15 protein-coding genes and 4 tRNA genes are annotated in these 18074 nt (G+C 54.5%); 4 read left to right on the top strand and 15 right to left on the bottom strand.

Translation table 11 applies throughout. From position 1 onward, the window contains the following. Positions 1-17: 17 nt before the first annotated feature. Both lptM and CRO33_RS13950 read right to left on the bottom strand, forming a co-directional pair. Positions 18-221 (bottom strand): LPS translocon maturation chaperone LptM, encoded by a 204-nt coding sequence (lptM, locus tag CRO33_RS13955; protein ID WP_097118519.1) that lies wholly within the window; start codon positions 219-221, stop codon positions 18-20. Between the two features lie 135 nt (positions 222-356). Continuing rightward, the gene (locus CRO33_RS13950; protein WP_097118518.1) at positions 357-2918 is read right to left on the bottom strand and encodes a class I adenylate cyclase; all 2562 of its coding nucleotides are present in this window, start codon (positions 2916-2918) and stop codon (positions 357-359) included. A gap of 312 nt (positions 2919-3230) precedes the next feature. On the opposite strand from CRO33_RS13950, the gene hemC reads away from it, so the two are divergent. The 4 genes from hemC to hemY are packed head-to-tail and all read left to right on the top strand — an operon-like array spanning position 3231 to position 7262. Next, positions 3231-4172, top strand: coding sequence for a hydroxymethylbilane synthase (gene hemC, locus CRO33_RS13945; protein WP_097118546.1), 942 nt, complete (start codon positions 3231-3233; stop codon positions 4170-4172). Beyond that, positions 4169-4909, top strand: a complete 741-nt coding sequence (gene hemD, locus CRO33_RS13940) for a uroporphyrinogen-III synthase (protein ID WP_034827859.1) — start codon at positions 4169-4171, stop codon at positions 4907-4909. Before hemC ends, hemD begins: the two co-directional genes overlap by 4 nt. 23 nt (positions 4910-4932) lie before the next feature. After that, positions 4933-6063 (top strand): uroporphyrinogen-III C-methyltransferase, encoded by a 1131-nt coding sequence (gene hemX, locus CRO33_RS13935; protein ID WP_034827857.1) that lies wholly within the window; start codon positions 4933-4935, stop codon positions 6061-6063. 2 nt (positions 6064-6065) lie between these two features. Then, positions 6066-7262 carry a protoheme IX biogenesis protein HemY gene (gene hemY / locus CRO33_RS13930; protein ID WP_097118517.1) on the top strand — a complete coding sequence of 399 codons (1197 nt, stop codon included), beginning with the start codon at positions 6066-6068 and terminating at the stop codon, positions 7260-7262. 731 nt (positions 7263-7993) lie between these two features. On the opposite strand, the gene CRO33_RS13925 is transcribed toward hemY, so the two are convergent. From CRO33_RS13925 to wecC, 13 genes are all read right to left on the bottom strand, one after another. Beyond that, positions 7994-8070 (bottom strand) — tRNA-Pro (locus CRO33_RS13925). Positions 8071-8115: 45 nt separating this feature from the next. Continuing rightward, positions 8116-8202, bottom strand: a tRNA-Leu gene (locus tag CRO33_RS13920). Between the two features lie 15 nt (positions 8203-8217). Then, a tRNA-His gene (locus tag CRO33_RS13915) sits at positions 8218-8293 on the bottom strand. A 91-nt stretch (positions 8294-8384) separates the two neighbouring features. After that, positions 8385-8461, bottom strand: a tRNA-Arg gene (locus CRO33_RS13910). A 158-nt stretch (positions 8462-8619) separates the two neighbouring features. Then, positions 8620-9354, bottom strand: coding sequence for a lipopolysaccharide N-acetylmannosaminouronosyltransferase (gene wecG / locus CRO33_RS13905; RefSeq protein WP_097118516.1), 735 nt, complete (start codon positions 9352-9354; stop codon positions 8620-8622). A gap of 18 nt (positions 9355-9372) precedes the next feature. Beyond that, a complete protein-coding gene (gene wzyE, locus CRO33_RS13900; protein WP_097118515.1) occupies positions 9373-10716 on the bottom strand; it encodes an ECA oligosaccharide polymerase in 1344 nt (447 codons plus the stop codon). Next, positions 10713-11783 carry a TDP-N-acetylfucosamine:lipid II N-acetylfucosaminyltransferase gene (locus CRO33_RS13895; protein ID WP_097118514.1) on the bottom strand — a complete coding sequence of 357 codons (1071 nt, stop codon included), beginning with the start codon at positions 11781-11783 and terminating at the stop codon, positions 10713-10715. Before CRO33_RS13895 ends, wzyE begins: the two co-directional genes overlap by 4 nt. Beyond that, a complete protein-coding gene (gene wzxE, locus CRO33_RS13890) occupies positions 11780-13033 on the bottom strand; it encodes a lipid III flippase WzxE (protein ID WP_097118513.1) in 1254 nt (417 codons plus the stop codon). The genes CRO33_RS13895 and wzxE overlap by 4 nt, the downstream gene beginning before the upstream one ends. Continuing rightward, complete coding sequence (gene rffA / locus CRO33_RS13885) at positions 13033-14163, bottom strand: dTDP-4-amino-4,6-dideoxygalactose transaminase (RefSeq protein WP_097118512.1); 1131 nt, start codon at positions 14161-14163, stop codon at positions 13033-13035. The genes wzxE and rffA overlap by 1 nt, the downstream gene beginning before the upstream one ends. Continuing rightward, the gene (gene rffC / locus CRO33_RS13880; RefSeq protein ID WP_034827844.1) at positions 14160-14858 is read right to left on the bottom strand and encodes a dTDP-4-amino-4,6-dideoxy-D-galactose acyltransferase; all 699 of its coding nucleotides are present in this window, start codon (positions 14856-14858) and stop codon (positions 14160-14162) included. The genes rffA and rffC overlap by 4 nt, the downstream gene beginning before the upstream one ends. Then, positions 14836-15717: a glucose-1-phosphate thymidylyltransferase RfbA gene (gene rfbA, locus CRO33_RS13875; protein ID WP_097118511.1), complete on the bottom strand. Its 882-nt coding sequence runs from the start codon at positions 15715-15717 to the stop codon at positions 14836-14838. The genes rffC and rfbA overlap by 23 nt, the downstream gene beginning before the upstream one ends. A 23-nt stretch (positions 15718-15740) precedes the next feature. After that, positions 15741-16817: a dTDP-glucose 4,6-dehydratase gene (rffG, locus tag CRO33_RS13870; protein WP_097118510.1), complete on the bottom strand. Its 1077-nt coding sequence runs from the start codon at positions 16815-16817 to the stop codon at positions 15741-15743. Then, on the bottom strand, positions 16814-18073 hold the full coding sequence (gene wecC / locus CRO33_RS13865) for a UDP-N-acetyl-D-mannosamine dehydrogenase (protein WP_097118509.1): 1260 nt from the start codon (positions 18071-18073) through the stop codon (positions 16814-16816). Before wecC ends, rffG begins: the two co-directional genes overlap by 4 nt. Between the last annotated feature and the right edge of the window lies 1 nt (position 18074).

The following is an 18074-nucleotide window of genomic DNA, read 5'->3' as shown; positions in this document are numbered from 1 at the left end:
CGGATTACTCATAGAGATTAGTTCGCCTGTGAACCCGATTTGCTGGTGACCAAACCGTTAACGTCAGCATCCTGCGCCGCTTTTTGCTGCTGTTGGGTGACCTGCTGGTTTTGTTTGGTCGGCTGATCTTTGGGCGGGAAATACAGCGGTCCTTTCAGGCCACAGCCTGCGAGGCTGACCAGTGCCAGCGCGATACCCAGCTGACTTATCATGTGTCTCATTCTGTCTGCTCTTCCTGTCCTTAAGCCTTGGCTGCTTATCATCGCAGTTGACGTTGTAAAAGCAACAGGAAATACCCGCAAATCCGGGCGCATGTCAGAGGAAAAGCCTATCCCACCGCGCGAACGCAGGCGGGATCAGTGCATTTGGTAGCGCGGCTGGAAATCGCCGTTGTCGTTATCGGGCTGCGTCGCACAGAGCTGTGTCAGCGTCTGGCTGCGGAATGGAATCACCTGGAAGCGATCGCCCGCGTGCACAATCTGGTAGAACTGCGGCAGGTTGAAGTTGATAAAGCTGGAGCCATAGGTGAATCGATCATGCGACGAGGAGTAAAAACGGCTCACGTCACGCACCAGCTCTTCTTTACTGCCTTCGCAATGGTGATAAACCTCAACGCGATTGGTTTCGTCGAGGATATAAATATTGAAGCCGCGATCGTCATTGGTGTCTTCAAAGAAGAACTGAATGATGCCTTCGCTGGCATAGCCGTTCACCACCGGCGGTAATGGCGTCTGATTCGATTCCACTTTGATCGATAAACCGTGCAGCTTGTTGTTGGAAATCGCGCCGTAGAACTCCACCGCATTTTCCAGTTTCTGCACCGAGACGCTCATGCGTTCGAAGAACAAGCCCCACGTCTGGCCCGCCATGCGCAGCGCTTTAAAGCGGCCTGGCTCCTGACGGGTACTCGACAGACGCAGCTCAATACACTCAGACACCAGCTGCTGTACGCGGGTACGAATCAAACCGCGCAGATGCTGGCTGTAGCAGAACACTTCCACCGTATCCGGCGGTGCGGCGTCCTGATGCATTTTGCCGAGAATGGTTTTCAGCGCTTCGATCATCGCCTGCTCACCGCTGAAGTGCAGCGTACGCACTTCATTCCATGAGTTGCGGTACAGCAGATCAATGCTACCAATCAGGCACTGTTGCTGCTGGCCGAAGCTGAACACATCCAGCTTGCGGAAATCAAAGTGCACCACCTGATTGCGGAAGGCGGAGGTCGGATCGTGTTCGAGGTTAACGATAATCGCCAGATGACGGATTTCGCACGGGCTGTACAACGCTTTTGGCGTCGGCGCAGGTACACGCAGCGGGAAGTGGCTCGACACATCGTTCACCAACTCCTGCAAACGCGGCAGATCGCAGAATTCGTTGCCCTTCATATGTAAACGCGTTTTGCTGGTCAGCAAACCGTTGAACCACGCCCACGCCACTAACTTGTTCAGGTAGCGGTTATATTCCAGCGGCTGATGGCTGATGATCGAACTCATGTCCGGCGACTGGTTGTAAAGATACCAACCGGCGCGATTGGCGCGACCTTCCGGCACATGAATAAAGGTCAGATTATCTTCCGACAGGTCAGGCGAAATCTGTGGATTCACCAGCGTCACTTTGCCCGGCAACGCTTCAAACGCGGCATACAGTTTACGCGTCAGCACGCCGATATCCTGCGGGCTGGCACTGACGCTTAAATTGTTACGACGGGCAAAACGGATCAGGTTGCGATAGCTCTGCATCATCGCATCCAGCAACTCGTTGTGCGCTTCACGCACACGCTCAATTTTCCACTGGGCGCGGTTATCCAATACCGCAATTTTCTCTTCATCCCAACCCCACTCTTTCACCAGCTGCGAAAGAATCTCGCGACGCCAGCCTGAGCGGTGATGGTGGTGATCGTCACTCGAGAGCTTCTCACACACTTTTAAATAGAAACATCGACGCACCAAATCGAGGCGCGCCATGTCATCGACGCTGGTCAGATAGCGCGTCACGCGTTCCAGCATCATGCAATAAGGGTCGAGACCGAAGCAGACAATTTCGCCATCGTGCAGGCGCTGTTTGATATCCATCGCCAGCAATTGCGTGTTTGGGTATTCCCAGCTGTACGCTTCTAACAACAGGGTTTTCAGCACCGCTTTGTACGGTGAATCGATGCTTTTATACAGCTGCCACAAGCTGGCCCCGAAGTACTCTTCGGCTGACAGCGTGCCGAGGCCGCCGAGATCCAGCCACTCATTCGGCGTCAACACGCCTTGTGAATAGAGTGACATCACGTAATCGTCGTAATGGTGCTCTTCTTCGCCGGGCACCATGTTCCACAGGATGCGTTTACCGGCCATACGCACAGCGGTACGGTAGAACTCATCCAGCAGCAAAATATGTTGGGTAGAACCGCAGTCTTCACCACCGAGGCTGCCGCTCTCATTGTGGCGGAAACGATTCTCGTCGATCAGGAAGAAACTGACTTCCACACCCATCGACACACACCATTTCTGCAACAGGGTACACTTGCGCTGCAGATTGAGGCGCTCTTCATTATCTAACCAGGATTGGTGACACACCCAGATGTCGAGATCGGACACGCTGTTCTGACCGACGGACGAGGTACTGCCCATCGAGTAAATGCCGGTAATCGGACGTTCACCTTTGACCGCAGTGCTGAGATCCAGAGACTGATCGCCTGCCAACTGTTGCAACAAATGCTGTTGGTTTTCATCAGGCGTGAAGAAGCTGACGCCGTGGGGAACGCTACCGTCAAGGTAGCCCGGCATCAGCGGGTGATGATAGTGCAGTAATGTTGGCAGCAGACTGTAGACTTGCTGGAAGGCAGGTCCCATAGCAGCCAGTGCGCGATCAACGCGCAGCTGGTTAATTGCATCCAGTCTCTGTTTCAGTGTCTCAATGTAGAGGTACAAGACGTTTCGCCTGATTGTCCCAGTGTTAAGCACCCTGTTTCCAAAACCTGCCGCTTAATAATAAAGATGTTGGGCAAATTATTGCTGGAAACGTGATCAATCTAACACCTGGAGGATTGACCGTAAAGAAAGTTGCGCTACATGACAGTTTAGCACGTTCCCCATGTAGCCCTGCTTTTTCGGACTTAGACGTCAGAAAATGACGCAATAATGCGTAACAACTGACATCGAGGCCTTTTCAATCCGTTGAAACTGACAGCATTCCCCTATCAATGATAGGATAATCGATGAACGATCAAAATGGTTAACAGCATGTTAAACAAAATTTTCAGAATTGCTACCAGACAAAGTCCCCTTGCTTTATGGCAGGCACAATATGTCCAACAACGCCTGATGGCAGCACATCCGGGCGTGCAGGTTGAGCTGGTGCCTATGGTCACCAAAGGCGACATCATCCTCGACACACCGCTGGCTAAAGTCGGTGGAAAAGGCCTCTTTGTCAAAGAGCTTGAACTGGCAATGCTGGAAAACCGTGCCGATCTTGCGGTGCACTCCATGAAGGATGTGCCGGTGGATTTCCCGGAAGGCCTGGGCCTCGTCACCATCTGCGAGCGTGAAGACCCGCGTGATGCCTTCGTTTCCAACCTGTATAACAGCATTGATGAACTGCCACAGGGCGCGATTGTGGGGACGTCCAGTCTGCGTCGTCAGTGTCAGCTCAGCGCGCGTCGTCCCGATCTGATCATACGTTCGTTACGCGGGAACGTGGGCACCCGTTTAGGTAAGCTGGATGCCGGAGAATATGACGCCATTATTCTGGCCGCGGCAGGCCTAAAGCGCTTGAACCTCGACGACCGCATTCGTCAGGCGATGCCCGCTGAAATCTCGCTGCCCGCCGTGGGCCAGGGCGCCGTCGGCATCGAATGTCGCCTTGATGATCACGAACTGATTACCTTATTGCAGGCGCTGAATCACGACGACACCGATGTTTGTGTGCGCGCTGAACGCGCGATGAACACACGCCTCGAAGGGGGTTGTCAGGTACCGATCGGCAGCTTTGCCGTGCTGGAAGATAATCAGCTATGGTTACGTGGCTTAGTCGGCTCACCGGATGGCCAGCAAATGGTGGTAGGTGAACGCCGTGGTCCGCGCGAAAACGCCGTGCAAATGGGGATTTCCCTTGCAGAAGAGCTGCTGGATGGCGGCGCCCGCGACATTCTGCGCGACGTTTATCAGGGGCAAACACCCGCATGACCATTCTCGTGACCCGCCCGGAACCCGCTGCCAGTGAACTGGTTTCGCGTCTGCGAACCCAGGGAAAACTGGCGTGGACTTTACCGCTGATTGAATTCACGCCGGGTCGCGATCTGCAACAATTGCCGCAAAAACTGGCGGCTTTACGGCCGGGCGATCTGGTGTTTCTGCTGTCACAGCAGGTGGTGCTGTTTGCCCATCCAGCGCTACAGCAGAGTGCCCTCACCTGGCCCGAAACACTCGACTACTATGCTATAGGGCGCAGCACCGCGCTGGCACTGCATACCGTCAGTCATCTGAAAGTAGACTATCCTCATGCGCGGGAGACCAGCGAAGAGTTAGTGCGCCTCAACCGTCTGCAACAGGTAAAAGGCAAGCGTGCGCTGATTTTGCGCGGCAGCCCAGGCCGTGAGTTACTGGCTGAAACCCTGCTGGAACGCGGCGCCGAGGTGGAATACTGCGAGTGCTATCAACGGTGTGAAAAGTATTATGAGGGCGCGATTGAGGGCCGTCGCTGGCGCGATCGTGGAATTACCACGCTGGTGGTCACCAGCGGTGAGATGTTACAACAACTCTTTGCACTGTTTCCGCCAATCGATCGTCGGGAATGGTTATTGCACTGTCGACTGGTGGTCGTCAGTGAACGTTTGGCTACTCAGGCCGCCGAATTAGGCTGGCAGGATATTGAGGTAGCCGATGGTGCTGATAACGATGCGCTGCTGCGCGCGTTACGCTGAACTTAACAATGGGATGAGCCATAATGACGGAACAAAAAGCCTCCTCCGCCATGGTTGAAGAAACCACCCCTGCGGACACTTCCCCCACGCCAGACGGTAAAAAGCCTCGCGATAAAAAAAGCGATGGCAAAGTACTGAGTGCGGTGGCGATTGTGATTGCGCTGGCGATTGGCGCGGGACTTTACCTCAATGGGAAACATCAGGCCGATTTACAGGCTCAGACAAACCAGAACCTGAGTGAACAGCTGAGCGCCCTGCAGCAGCAACTGGGCAGCGACAAACAGCAGCTGACGCAACAACTGGACACCGCGAACACAGCGTTGCAGGAAGCGCGTACCCAGCAGGACAACAGCGCCAAAGAGCTGGAAACCCTGCGCGATAAAGTCGCGACGATCTCCGGCAATGACACCCGCACCTGGCTGCTGGCGCAAGCGGATTATCTCGTAAAACTGGCGGGCCGCAAGCTGTGGAGCGATCAGGATGTCACCACCGCCGCCGCGCTGTTGAAAAGCGCCGATACCAGCCTGGCCGATATGAATGACCCGAGCGTGATGAACGTGCGTCGTGCCTTAACGCAGGACATCAGTTCTCTCTCAACGGTGAGCCAGGTCGATTACGATGGCATCATCCTCAAACTCAATCAGTTGTCGAACGGCGTCGATAATCTGCGTCTGGCTGACAATGACAGTGATGATTCACCGATGGATGCCGATGGCGGAGAGCTTTCCAGCTCGCTGCACGAATGGCGTCAAAACCTGGTGAAGAGCTGGCATAACTTTATGGATGATTTCATTACCATCCGCCGCCGTGATAACACCGCACAGCCGCTACTGGCACCGAATCAGGACGTTTACCTGCGTGAAAACATTCGTTCACGTCTGCTGATTGCCGCCCAGGCTGTGCCACGTCATCAGGATGAAATCTACAAACAGTCGATTGATGCGGTCTCAACCTGGGTGCGCGCCTGGTATGACACCAACGACGCTGCCACCAAAGCCTTCCTCGCACAGCTGGATGAGCTGAGTCAGCAAAACATCTCAATGGATGTGCCGGATACGCTGGAAAGTCAGGCGCTGCTGGAAAAATTGATGCAGACGCGCGTGCGCAACCTGCTGGCGCAGCCATCGGTTCCGGCTGATCAACAGGGAGGCTAAGCATGCTGAAAGTATTGGTGCTTTTCCTGCTGCTGATCGCAGGCGTGGTATTGGGGCCGATGATTGCCGGCCACCAGGGCTACGTGCTGATTCAGACTGATAACTGGAACGTGGAAACCAGCGTTACGGGACTGGCAATCATCCTGATTCTCAGTCTGCTGGTGATTCTGTTCATTGAATGGATTTTACGCCGCGTATTCCGCACCGGTGCACGCACGCGTGGTTGGTTCACTGGACGTAAACGCCGCAGCGCACAGCGTCACACGCAGAGCGCTCTGATGAAGCTGGCGGAAGGTGATTACAAGCAAGTTGAAAAACTGCTGTCGAAGAATGCCGATCACGCCGATCAGCCGGTGGCTAACTATCTGCTGGCAGCCGAAGCGGCGCAGCAGCGTGGTGACGAAGTGCGTGCCAATCAACATCTGGAACGTGCGTCTGAGCTGTCCGAGAACGACACCATTCCGGTTGAAATCACCCGCGTACGCCTGCAACTGGCACGTAATGAAGATCACGCCGCCCGTCATGGCATTGACCGATTGCTGGAAGTCGCACCGCGTCATCCGGAAGTGCTGCGTCTGGCTGAACAGGCTTATATTCGCACCGGCGCATGGGGCGCGTTGCTGGATATTCTGCCCTCCATGCAGAAATCACAGGTTAACGATGAAGCCCATCGTGAGGCGCTACAACAGCAAGCCTGGCTAGGCATGATGAATCAGGCCATGGCCGATCAAGGCAGCGAAGGCCTGAAGAAGTGGTGGCAAAACCAGAGCCGTAAAACGCGTCAGGAAACGGCGCTGCAGGTGGCGATGGCGGAACATCTGATTGAGTGTGATGCCCCTGATACTGCACAAAGCATCGTGCTGGAAGGATTGAAGCGCCAGTATGACGATCGCCTGGTGCTGTTAATGCCACGCATTAAAAGTGGCGATCCGCAATCGCTGGAGAAAGCGCTGCGCCAGCAAATCAAACAACATGGCGCAACGCCGCTGTTGCACAGCACCTTGGGCCAGATGCTGATGCGCCACGGTGAGTGGCAACAGGCCGCTGAAGCTTTCCAGCAGGCACTGGCACAACGCCCTGATGCTTTTGATTATGCCTGGTTGGCCGATGTCTATGATCGCCTGCATCGCCCCGAGGACGCTGCTCAAATGCGCCGTGAAGGTCTGCTTCTCACCTTGAAGACGAATCCAAACGCTTAATTTAACGATTGTTACTTTTGTGCACGCCGGGCTTGTCCCGGCTTTTTTTTGCCTGAAGAGTAGCGGCGTGAGGGTAAATCGCAGATAAAAAAACACCTGCCATAAGCAGGTGTAAGATCAGGTCGTTCAGACAACTGATGGTATCCGACTCAACGTAATGTCCTTCTTACTGCAGTAAAGCGTGCGCAATAACTGCCAGGCTGGACAACGGATACCGTAAGGGGCTCTGCATCATTCCCAGGTTTATGTAGCATCAGCAAACATAAGAGGTGGAATGAGCATCTACAGGATTATTATTGCATAAGCCGTGCCAGAATTGCAGATTCAGAGATAAGTTATTTTAAATCAGAAAGATAACCGTGCGGCCTCACTTCAGGCTGAGAAGTGCGTCGTTATTTCGCAACACTCCCCTCAATAACTGTCTCCTCTCAACGACAACCAATGCAAGGAACTGTCAGTCCATTTAATATCAATGGGTTATGAGTCTCATTATGACGACAACAGCCGGTGGTGTGATTTAAGAAGCCGCATGGTGTTGAGAAGCCGGGAGATTCGGAGTTGCTGAGTTGCTGAGTTGCTGAGTTGCTGAGTTGCTGAGTTGCTGAGTTGCTGAGTTGCTGAGTTGCTGAGTTGCTGAGTTGCTGAGTTGCTGAGTTGCTGAAAAGGATAAGATCAGTTTAGGGAAAGATAAAACGAAAAAAGCCTGCTTTTTCAAGCAGGCTTTTCGAATATGGTCGGCGAGAGAGGATTCGAACCTCCGACCCACTGGTCCCAAACCAGTTGCGCTACCAAGCTGCGCTACTCGCCGATTTTTTCTGTATCTTATTTCTTCACGCTACCGCGTAATTTTGCCTGGTGCGAAGGGAGGGACTTGAACCCTCACGTCCGTAAGAACACTAACACCTGAAGCTAGCGCGTCTACCAATTCCGCCACCATCGCGTGCCCAGCAAAATTTGGGGTGGCTAATGGGACTCGAACCCACGACAACTGGAATCACAATCCAGGGCTCTACCAACTGAGCTATAGCCACCATAATTCTGGTGCGTAAGCATCTCTGCTTACTATTTTCACTGCATAACGCGGTTAAAACCAACCACCGAAGCTCTTGCGCACAAACTAAATGGCGCGCCCGACAGGATTCGAACCTGAGACCTCTGCCTCCGGAGGGCAGCGCTCTATCCAGCTGAGCTACGGGCGCGTAGCGCCGTTGCGGATGGGCATACTACGGGCTTGACCTCATACTGTCCAGCGCTTTTTTATAAAAAAAACGCGTTTGATTACGCTTTGTGCATTCCGTCGATTATTAATGCAGTTTTGCTGCCTGCACTGATGATATTGCTGAATAAATCGGCGATATCAAAGATCGCCACGCCAATGATAGCGCAAATATTTCAGCAGTTTTAACTGGCGGCGCCAACGCGATGGCTGCCGAATCAAACGATAGAGCCATTCCAGACCTAATTTCTGCCAGATTCGCGGTGCACGCGCAACGTGGCCGGTGAAAACATCGTAGGTGCCGCCCACGCCCATGTAGAGCGCATGCGGCCAGTGCGCGCGGCAATCACGCATCAGCAACTCCTGACGCGGCGAGCCCTGCGCCACCGTGACAATCTGTGCACCGCTGGCCGCAATGCGCGCAAACAACGCTTCACGCTCTGCCGGGGCAAAATAGCCATCCTGACTGCCGACGATGTTCACATTCCACTGACGACGCAGTTTGTCACAGGTTTCACCCAGCACAGCCTGACGACCGCCAATCAGAAACACCGGAATGCCGCTGCGGCCTGCGCGCTCCATCAGGGCTTCCCACAGATCGGCACCGGCGATGCGGTTCACCTGCAACTGCGGATACTTCTTACGTAAGGAGCGCACGATGCTAATGCCATCCGGATATTTAAATTCCGCTTCAGCAATCAGTGCACGCAGTTGCGCATCTTCTTCCAGCGTCAGCATCTTTTCTGCATTCATCGCCACCAGCGTACCACAGCGCGGTTTGCCATCCGGCAGCAAGAAGTGCAGGAAGCTGTCCATGTCGTTAAAGGCGTGAAGATCGACACCGCGCAGGTTATAGCGCGGCTTATCGGTTTTCATGAATCATTTTCCCAAAGGTTAAGACAGGCTGTGAACCACCGGCTCGCTGCGCGGGCGAATTAAACCCGCGCGCGCTAACAGCCAGTACAGCAATTTAGCCACCGCCATGCAGGCGGCAAAAATAATGCAAAAGAACACCACGCGCGAACCGAAAGCATCCAGCCCTTCACGCGCCAGCACGATCATATTGAAGACCGCGCCGAAGCAGAAGCTCTGCAGAATCGCCCCGCTATAGCGGTTTGAAGCATCACGGCCTTGCAGATAGAGGTTATCGAACCCTTTCATCAGCCAGCCGACGGCAATCGCGCCCAGCGGAATAAACCACACGCCGCCCATCACCAGCAGCGAGCCCAGCAGCGTCGGCGAAATCGCCAGTCCTGAATGGTTGTTCAGCACTTCCCAGGTAAAGTAATTGGCGCTGTTGAGCACAATCGATGGACGGCCAGGCCAGAGCCAGCTCGGGATAAAGACATAAAAGTCACGCCAGATCGGTGCTAAGCCCTGGAAATCAATTTTGTCGTAGTTCTGCAACAACAGCGCGAGGTTTTCCCAGGGTGAGAAAGTATCACGTGTTAGATACAGGAAGGTGTAAAACGCCTCGTCGCCCACCACATCGAGGTTATAGCGGCGCAGCGCCAGCCAGAACATACCCGCAATCGCCATCACGCCTGCGCCCACCAGCATCCACAAGGTGATCCAGCCGCGCGTAATGCCGATGAACAGGAACAGGGCGAAGGCGATGATGATATTGGCGCGCGTCCCGCCCACCAGCGCATAGGTCAGTAAACCAAATGCCACCGACACCAGCAAAAACCCCAGCCACTGGCGCTGCGTCGGGTTGAGGAAATAACGAATCAGCATCGCCGGAATAAAGAAGTAGAAGAAGCGTTTGAGCGCTACGCCGGACACTTCGCTGGAGAAAATCTGGTTATACGCAGAGAGTCGGAACAACAGTAACCCGTTGTGCATGAAGAACACCGTGACCGTGCCAATCGCCACCAGCGCCAGTAACAGGCAGGTAAGATGGGTTTCGACTCGGTTCATCTGCAACCAGGGTTTGCGCGGTGCAGCGTTGATCGGCCTCAACCGGACTTTATAACTGACGTAATAAATCGCATAAAAACTGGTCGCGGCCAGCAACGCCTGTAACAGGTACTCCGGCGGCACCACTTCAACATTAAAGCGGAATACCAGCACACTGGTGAGGGGGAACCCGAAATAAAAGGTCAGTAAAAAAAGGATGGTGAAGAACAGGTGGAAGTTAAAACGCACCCGTTTAAATTCCCGCCAGGTCAGCGTCAAAATGAAACCTAGCGAGAACAGATAAACCACCAGCAGACCACTAAACTGCATCAGGCTCATGTTCTCTCCCTTTCACTCAGGCTCAACGCGTTGCGCCAGCCAGCCAGATAACCAGGGGCGAAAAAGGCAATCGCGGATTTATCACACTGTGCCAGCTGACGCTGAGCTTCAGCCACACTCGACGCATCCAGTGCATCTTCACTAAAAAGAACCGGCAACCCTTGTTCGCTGAGGTCGCGCCAGAACGGATTTTTTCGGTTCAGCACAAAGGGAATATTGGCCTGAATCAGCAGACATAACGTGCCAATGCCTTGCTGGCGCTCGAACATAAAATAGCCGAGCTGACAGTCGCTGAGCAATTGCAGATAGGTGTCAAAATCTATCTTGTCGCGCAATAAGGTTACCTGACCTTGGGGGAACAGGCGCTGCGCGGCCGTATTGATCTCTTCGATGTACTCATGATTATTTTCCGGGTAGCCCAGCGGGATCAGTATTTTCACCCTATCGCCAAACTGCGCTCGAATCGCCTGCAGGCCTTCAATATGGTTGTTGCTGCGATCGCCTGAGTTACCCAACAGCACGGTGAAATCACCGCTCGTGCTACCGCCCGGCACTGCGGCATCGGGCATGCGTGTTGGGAAATAGAGCAGTGAAGTGGGCACACACGGATGGCGTTGTTGAAAAAAGTGCAAATCCCCACGCGTTGCGAACACGTGAGCAATGCGACGCTGTGCCAGGCGGCGCAGCAGATAAAACAACTGATACTTCAGGCCACGCCCTTCTTCATACAAATCAGCGCCCCAGATATGCCAGAACGCCTGCTCACGCCGTAATTTACCACTGAGCAAAGCCAGCCAGATTTGCGGATTAAACTGTCCATGAAAGAAGAAGCGTTGCGCACGATCAGCCGCACGGGACATTACCGCCTGTGCAAGTGCGCGCTTGCTGGGATAGCTTTCGATTTGCAGCGCGGTATAGGCTTGCATCGCTTCAGGCGTTGAAGTCACCACCATAAACTGGCGCGGTCCAGCACCCGGCAATTCGGTGCTCATCACCTCATCAAAGAAGCGCAACACCGTATGGTTATGATGTGGGATATCCGATCCCAGCACGTGAAATAAAGTCATTTTTTTCGGCAATAAATCATAAAGGCGCCACAGCAAAGGGCGAAGTAGAGCACGTAAGTCGCCATATAGGCTTGTGCGGCTCCGGCGGTTCCATGTAATGGAATCAGCCAATGTGAGAACGCGGTTAACAGCACAAACTGGCTGATTTCCGTCAAAATATAAAAGCGCAGTGAAGCTTTAGCGATCACCAGATATCCGAAAACATAGGCGCCAACTTTAAAGACGTCACCGCATAACTGCCAGATAAACAGGTCCCTCATCGCGGTAAACTGCGGTGAAAACAGCAGCCAGATGGCAATGTCACGCAGTAACCACACGCAGAAACTCGCAGCCGCCACTGCAGGTAACACAAAACGCAGCGCACGCCCAATTTCACGCGCAATCTGCGGCTTACTTTCCAGTCGCGCCAGCGTCGGCAGTAACCAGACACTAAAAGTCGCCGTGATAAATTGCAGATAGGCATCGGAAATACTGGTCACACCCTGCCACAGGCCTACCTGCGCCCACCCCTGCTGTTCGGCCAGCAGATTACGCATCATCACCCACGCCACTGGCAGGGTCACGGAGGTGATAAGCGCCATCAGGGTGAATTTTGTCAGATTTCGCGCCAAATCCGGCTGCCAGCTCGGTGTTAACCAGCGCAGTGGCAGTACCTGACGATGACGGCGCAGCATCAGCAGTGCCGGGAACACCAACAGTGCAGGCACTAGCGCTAAGCCGACTAACGCTCCGGCATATCCACCCAGCCACCAGCACAACACATAACCCAGCACGCCCACCAGACTACCGATAATCAGCGCCTGCGCATTGCCGCGCGCATCGCGAAAACCCTTGAGCAAGGCCAGTGTCAAATTGGCCCAGGCAATGCCAAACTGCAGAAAAGCCACGATGCGCACCACGTTGGCATAGTCGTCGTGACCAAATAGCGCATGACTGATCGGCCCCGCTGCCAGCAAGAACACCAGCGCCACCAGCGTGGAGAAGCCAATCACCATGGTGGATGCCGTACCCGTCACGGCACGCAGTTGCTCAGGTTGCTGCTGAAATTGCGCGATGTAGGTGGTCACGCCGTTGAAAATGCCCGCCCCGGCCAATACACCTAATACGGTAATCATCTGGCGAAAGTTACCGGCCTGGCCAACCCCTTCTGGCCCAAAGCTGACCGCCAGCAGTTTCACCACCAGCAGTCCGGCAATGATTTTTACCAACGTCGATGAGGCCGTCCAGACTGAAGCTTTGGCTAACGACATCAGGCAAAGAAACTCAACAGTGAGCTAATAACGGTGCGCTGATTGTTATCCGACAGGTTATAAAACAGCGGCAGGCGCAGCAGGCGCTCACTCTCTTTGGTGGTGAAGCGGTCATCACCGTGCAAGCGACCAAAACGTTCACCGGCTGGCGAAGAGTGCAAGGGGATGTAATGGAACACCGTGAGGATTTCCGCCTCTTTCATCCAGTTAATCAGTGCCTGACGGTCGTCGCTGTCGCGCAGTTTGATGTAAAACATGTGCGCATTGTGGCGGCAGTTTTCCGGCACCACTGGTAGCTCGATGCGTCCCGCCGCCGCCAGCGGTTGCAGGGCATCATAATAGCGCTGCCACAGTCGCAAACGCTGCTGGTTAATACGCTCAGCCGCTTCGAGTTGCGCCCACAGGTAGGCAGCTTGCAGATCTGCCATCAAATAGCTCGAACCGATATCGCGCCAGGTGTACTTATCCACCTGACCACGGAAGAACTGGCTACGGTTGGTGCCTTTTTCACGGATGATCTCAGCGCGCTCCACCAGCTTCGCGTCATTAATCAGCGTCGCACCACCTTCGCCACCGGCGGTGTAATTTTTGGTTTCGTGGAAGCTAAAGCAGCCAATATGACCAATAGTGCCCAGCGCACGTCCTTTGTACTGCGACATCACCCCCTGCGCCGCATCTTCAATCACAAACAATTGATGCTTCGCCGCCAGCGCCATGATGCTATCCATCTCGCAGGCCACGCCCGCGTAGTGAACCGGCACGATCGCACGGGTTCTCTCGGTGATCGCCGCTTCAATCAAGGTTTCATCGATATTTAGCGTATCGGGGCGCACATCGACGAACACGATCACGGCACCGCGCAGCACAAAAGCATTGGCAGTAGAGACAAAGGTATAACTCGGCATGATCACTTCATCGCCGGGCTGGATATCGATTAATAGCGCGGCCATTTCCAGTGAGGCGGTGCAGGATGGCGTCAGTAGCACCTTTTTGCTGCCAAAATGCTGCTCCATCCACTGCTGACAGCGGCGGGTAAATCCACCGTCACCGCAGAGTTTGCCGCTGGCCATCGCCGACTGCATATATTCAAGTTCACTGCCCACGACTGGCGGCGCATTAAATGGGATCATGTAGCTGTCCTGTAAAACCAGTAGGCGGTGCTTTCAAGGCGTGCACCGCTGCGTAAATAGAGGCGCATCGCCGTAAGATTGCTAAGCTGGGTCGCGACGCGCAGTCGTTCAAGTTGCCGCACGCGGCCCCAATCCGCTGCCGCCAACAGCAAGCGTTGACCAATGCCCTGCCCTTGCGCTGCGGGCAGCACGGCGAGCAGGCCGATACGCGCATCACCGTTCACTTCACGCATCGAGACATAGCCTTGTAATTGGCCGGATTCGTCGCTGGCCACCAGGCATTGGTGATCAAAGGTGCCGCGTACCGCGTTTTCAATCCACTGTGCATAGAAACGACCGCTGTCATCGGCGTTAAACCAGGGCGCACGAAAACGGCTTTGGCGAAAGGCATGCGATGCCGCCTCACGCAATGCCGGGATCTGTGCTTCACGCGCGATGCGCACGCCAACCTGGCGCTCGGTGCGTTTGATATTGATAGCCAGATCGGCCTCACCTTCCACCAACTGAAAACCGTGCTGGCTTAAGGCATCAATGGCGTCGGTGCGCTCGGCGGGCACTTTGGCCTGCCACAACGTATCTGGCTGTTGCAGCGCGTCGGCAAGGGTGAAGTCGCCATCCAGGTCGATACGCGCGCTGTTCACGCCAAAGAAATCGCTTTCCCACTCAAGGGGGTTAATACTGACGCGGACGGGCATGGAGAACATCCATCAGGTATTGGCCGTAGCCGGTTTTGGTCAACGCTTGCGCCGCCGCCAGCAACTGTTCGTCACTTAGCCAACCGTTGCGCCACGCAATCTCTTCCAGGCAGGCAATTTTAAAGCCCTGACGTTTCTCCACGGTCTGAACAAACATACTCGCTTCAATCAGACTGTCGTGTGTACCGGTATCCAGCCAGGCAAAACCTCGTCCCAGCAACTCGACGGAGAGTTCACCCTGCTCAAGATACATCTGGTTAATCGCGGTGATTTCCAGCTCGCCCCGTGCAGAAGGCTGCACCTGTTTGGCAAACTCCACCACGCGATTGTCGTAGAAGTAGAGGCCGGTTACCGCCCAACGTGATTTAGGTTGCTGCGGCTTCTCCTCAATGGAAAGCGCATTGAAGTCGTCATCAAACTCCACCACACCAAACCGCTCGGGATCCATCACCTGATAGGCAAACACCGTCGCACCGCTACTGCGCGCAGCCACTTTTTTCAGTTTCGGACTGAAGCCCTGGCCAAAATAGAGGTTGTCGCCCAGCACCAGACAGCAGCTGTCATTGCCAATGAAGGACTCACCAATGATAAACGCCTGCGCCAAACCATCAGGGCTGGGTTGCTCAGCATACTCTAGCTGCAGGCCGAACTCGCTGCCATCACCGAGCAAACGCTCGAAGTGCGCGCGATCTTCCGGCGTGGTGATAATCAGGACCTCGCGGATCCCCGCCAGCATCAGCACCGACAGCGGATAGTAAATCATCGGCTTGTCGTAAACTGGCAGTAGCTGCTTTGAGATAGCGCGAGTAATAGGGTGCAAACGCGTGCCCGAACCGCCCGCCAGGATGATACCTTTCATCGTTGCTGCTCCTGTATTGCGCCTCAGCGCGGCGTGGTTAAACCCAACCGCTCACCACGATAGCTACCGTTGAGAATCGCCTGCCACCATTGTGGGTTTGCCAAATACCACTGCACGGTTTTGCGAATTCCACTTTCGAAGGTTTCCTGCGGCATCCAGCCTAATTCACGCGCAATTTTGCTGGCATCAATGGCGTAACGCAGATCGTGACCGGGACGATCGGTGACAAAAGTGATCAGATCTCGATAGCGCGTCAGATGCGTGGCGCGCTGCTGCGGTGCCAGTTCGTCCAGCAGATCGCACAGGGTTTCCACCACCTCAATATTACGGCGTTCGTTGTGACCACCAATATTATAGGTTTCACCCACTTTGCCGCTGCTCACCACACTGTAGAGTGCTCGCGCATGATCCTCTACATACAGCCAATCGCGAATCTGGCTGCCGTTGCCATACACCGGCAAAGGCTTACCCGCCAACGCATTGATGATAGTCAGTGGAATCAATTTTTCAGGAAAGTGATAAGGGCCATAATTGTTCGAACAGTTGGTGACGATGATCGGCAAGCCGTAAGTGCGTAACCAGGCGCGAACCAAATGATCGCTGCTGGCTTTCGTCGCTGAATAAGGGCTGCTGGGCGCATACGGCGTGGTTTCGGTAAAGAAATCATCGCTGCCATGCAAATCGCCAAACACTTCGTCAGTGGAAATGTGATGGAAGATAAAGCCTTTTTTACGCTCATCCGCCATACCATTCCAGTAATGGCGTGCGGCTTCCAGTAACTGATAGGTGCCCACGATATTGGTTTCGATGAAGGCAATCGGGCCATCAATCGAGCGATCCACATGGCTTTCTGCGGCCAGATGCATAATGCAATCCGGTTGATATTGGGCCATGACACGATCCAGTTCGGCTCGGTCGCAAATATCCACCTGCTCAAAGGCATAGCGCGCATCATTCTGTATTGAAGCCAGAGAGGCTAAATTGCCTGCGTAGCTGAGTTTATCCACCACCACCACCTGATGGTCGGTTTGCTCAATCAGAAATCGCACCAGTGCGGACCCAATAAAGCCTGCGCCACCTGTCACCAGGAACTGTTTCATCGCCAGACACCTTTGGTATCGATAATCCACTGCTGCGTGATCTCGCTGGCATCGATAGCGCGGAACTGCGCGTGATCAACCAGCATCACGATGATATCTGCTTGCTGCAATGCATCCTGGGTGGAAACCAGAGCCGCTTCATGGGCCAGTCGCGCAGGAATGTCTGCCACATGCGGTTCTACCACCAGCGTGCTGCCGCTGTGCCACTCGGCAATCAGGTGCGCCACTGTCATTGCCGGGCTCTCGCGCAAATCATCAATGTTCGGTTTAAACGCCAGGCCGAAGCAGGCAATCGTCACCTCAGAAGCACGTTTGCCGCTGGCAGTCAGGCAATCCGCCAACTGCTGTTTGACCTGATCTAACACCCACGTCGGTTTCGCATCATTCACTTCACGCGCGGTACGAATCAGACGCGCCAGTTCCGGATTTTGCGCCACGATAAACCAGGGATCGACAGCGATACAGTGGCCACCAACACCTGGTCCGGGCTGCAGAATGTTGACGCGTGGATGGCGGTTCGCCAGCGCAATCAACTCCCACACGTTGATCTTCTGTTCCGCACAAATCAGCGATAGCTCATTGGCAAACGCAATATTCACATCGCGGAAGCTGTTCTCCGTGAGTTTGCACATCTCGGCAGTACGCGCGTTGGTTTCCACACATTCGCCGCGCAGGAAGATGCGATACAGTTCGCTGGCCCGTGCTGAGCACGCAGGCGTCATGCCGCCAATCACACGGTCATTTTCCAGCAGCTCTACCATCACTTTGCCGGGCAGCACGCGCTCCGGGCAGTAAGCGATAAACACGTCACAGTTATCACCGTGCTGCGGGAAACGCAGGTCAGGACGTGCCTCCGCCAGCCAGGCGGCCATCTGTTCGGTCGCGCCAACCGGTGAGGTCGATTCGAGGATCACCAAATCACCCGTTTTCAGCACCGGTGCAATCGACAACGCGGCTGCCTGTACATAGCTCAGGTCCGGCTGATGATCGCCGATAAACGGCGTAGGTACGGCGATTAAGAAGGCATCCGCAGCTTCGGCTTGCGTGGTAGCTCGCAGAAAACCTGCCTGCACGGCTTCACGCACCACGTCACCTAACTCCGGCTCGACAATGTGAATGTCGCCGCGATTAATGGTCTCGACCGCGCGGACATTGATATCCACGCCGATCACTTTTTTTCCCTTTGAGGCAAAAACGGCCGCCGTTGGCAGCCCAATGTAGCCCAGTCCGATAACGGAAATGGTTTCAAAACGCATA

The organism is Pantoea sp. GL120224-02 (assembly GCF_900215395.1).
Classification (GTDB): Bacteria; Pseudomonadota; Gammaproteobacteria; order Enterobacterales; family Enterobacteriaceae; genus Pantoea; species Pantoea communis.
Note: the sequence above shows the minus strand (reverse complement) of the source record. Positions and strands in the feature narration are given on the sequence as shown.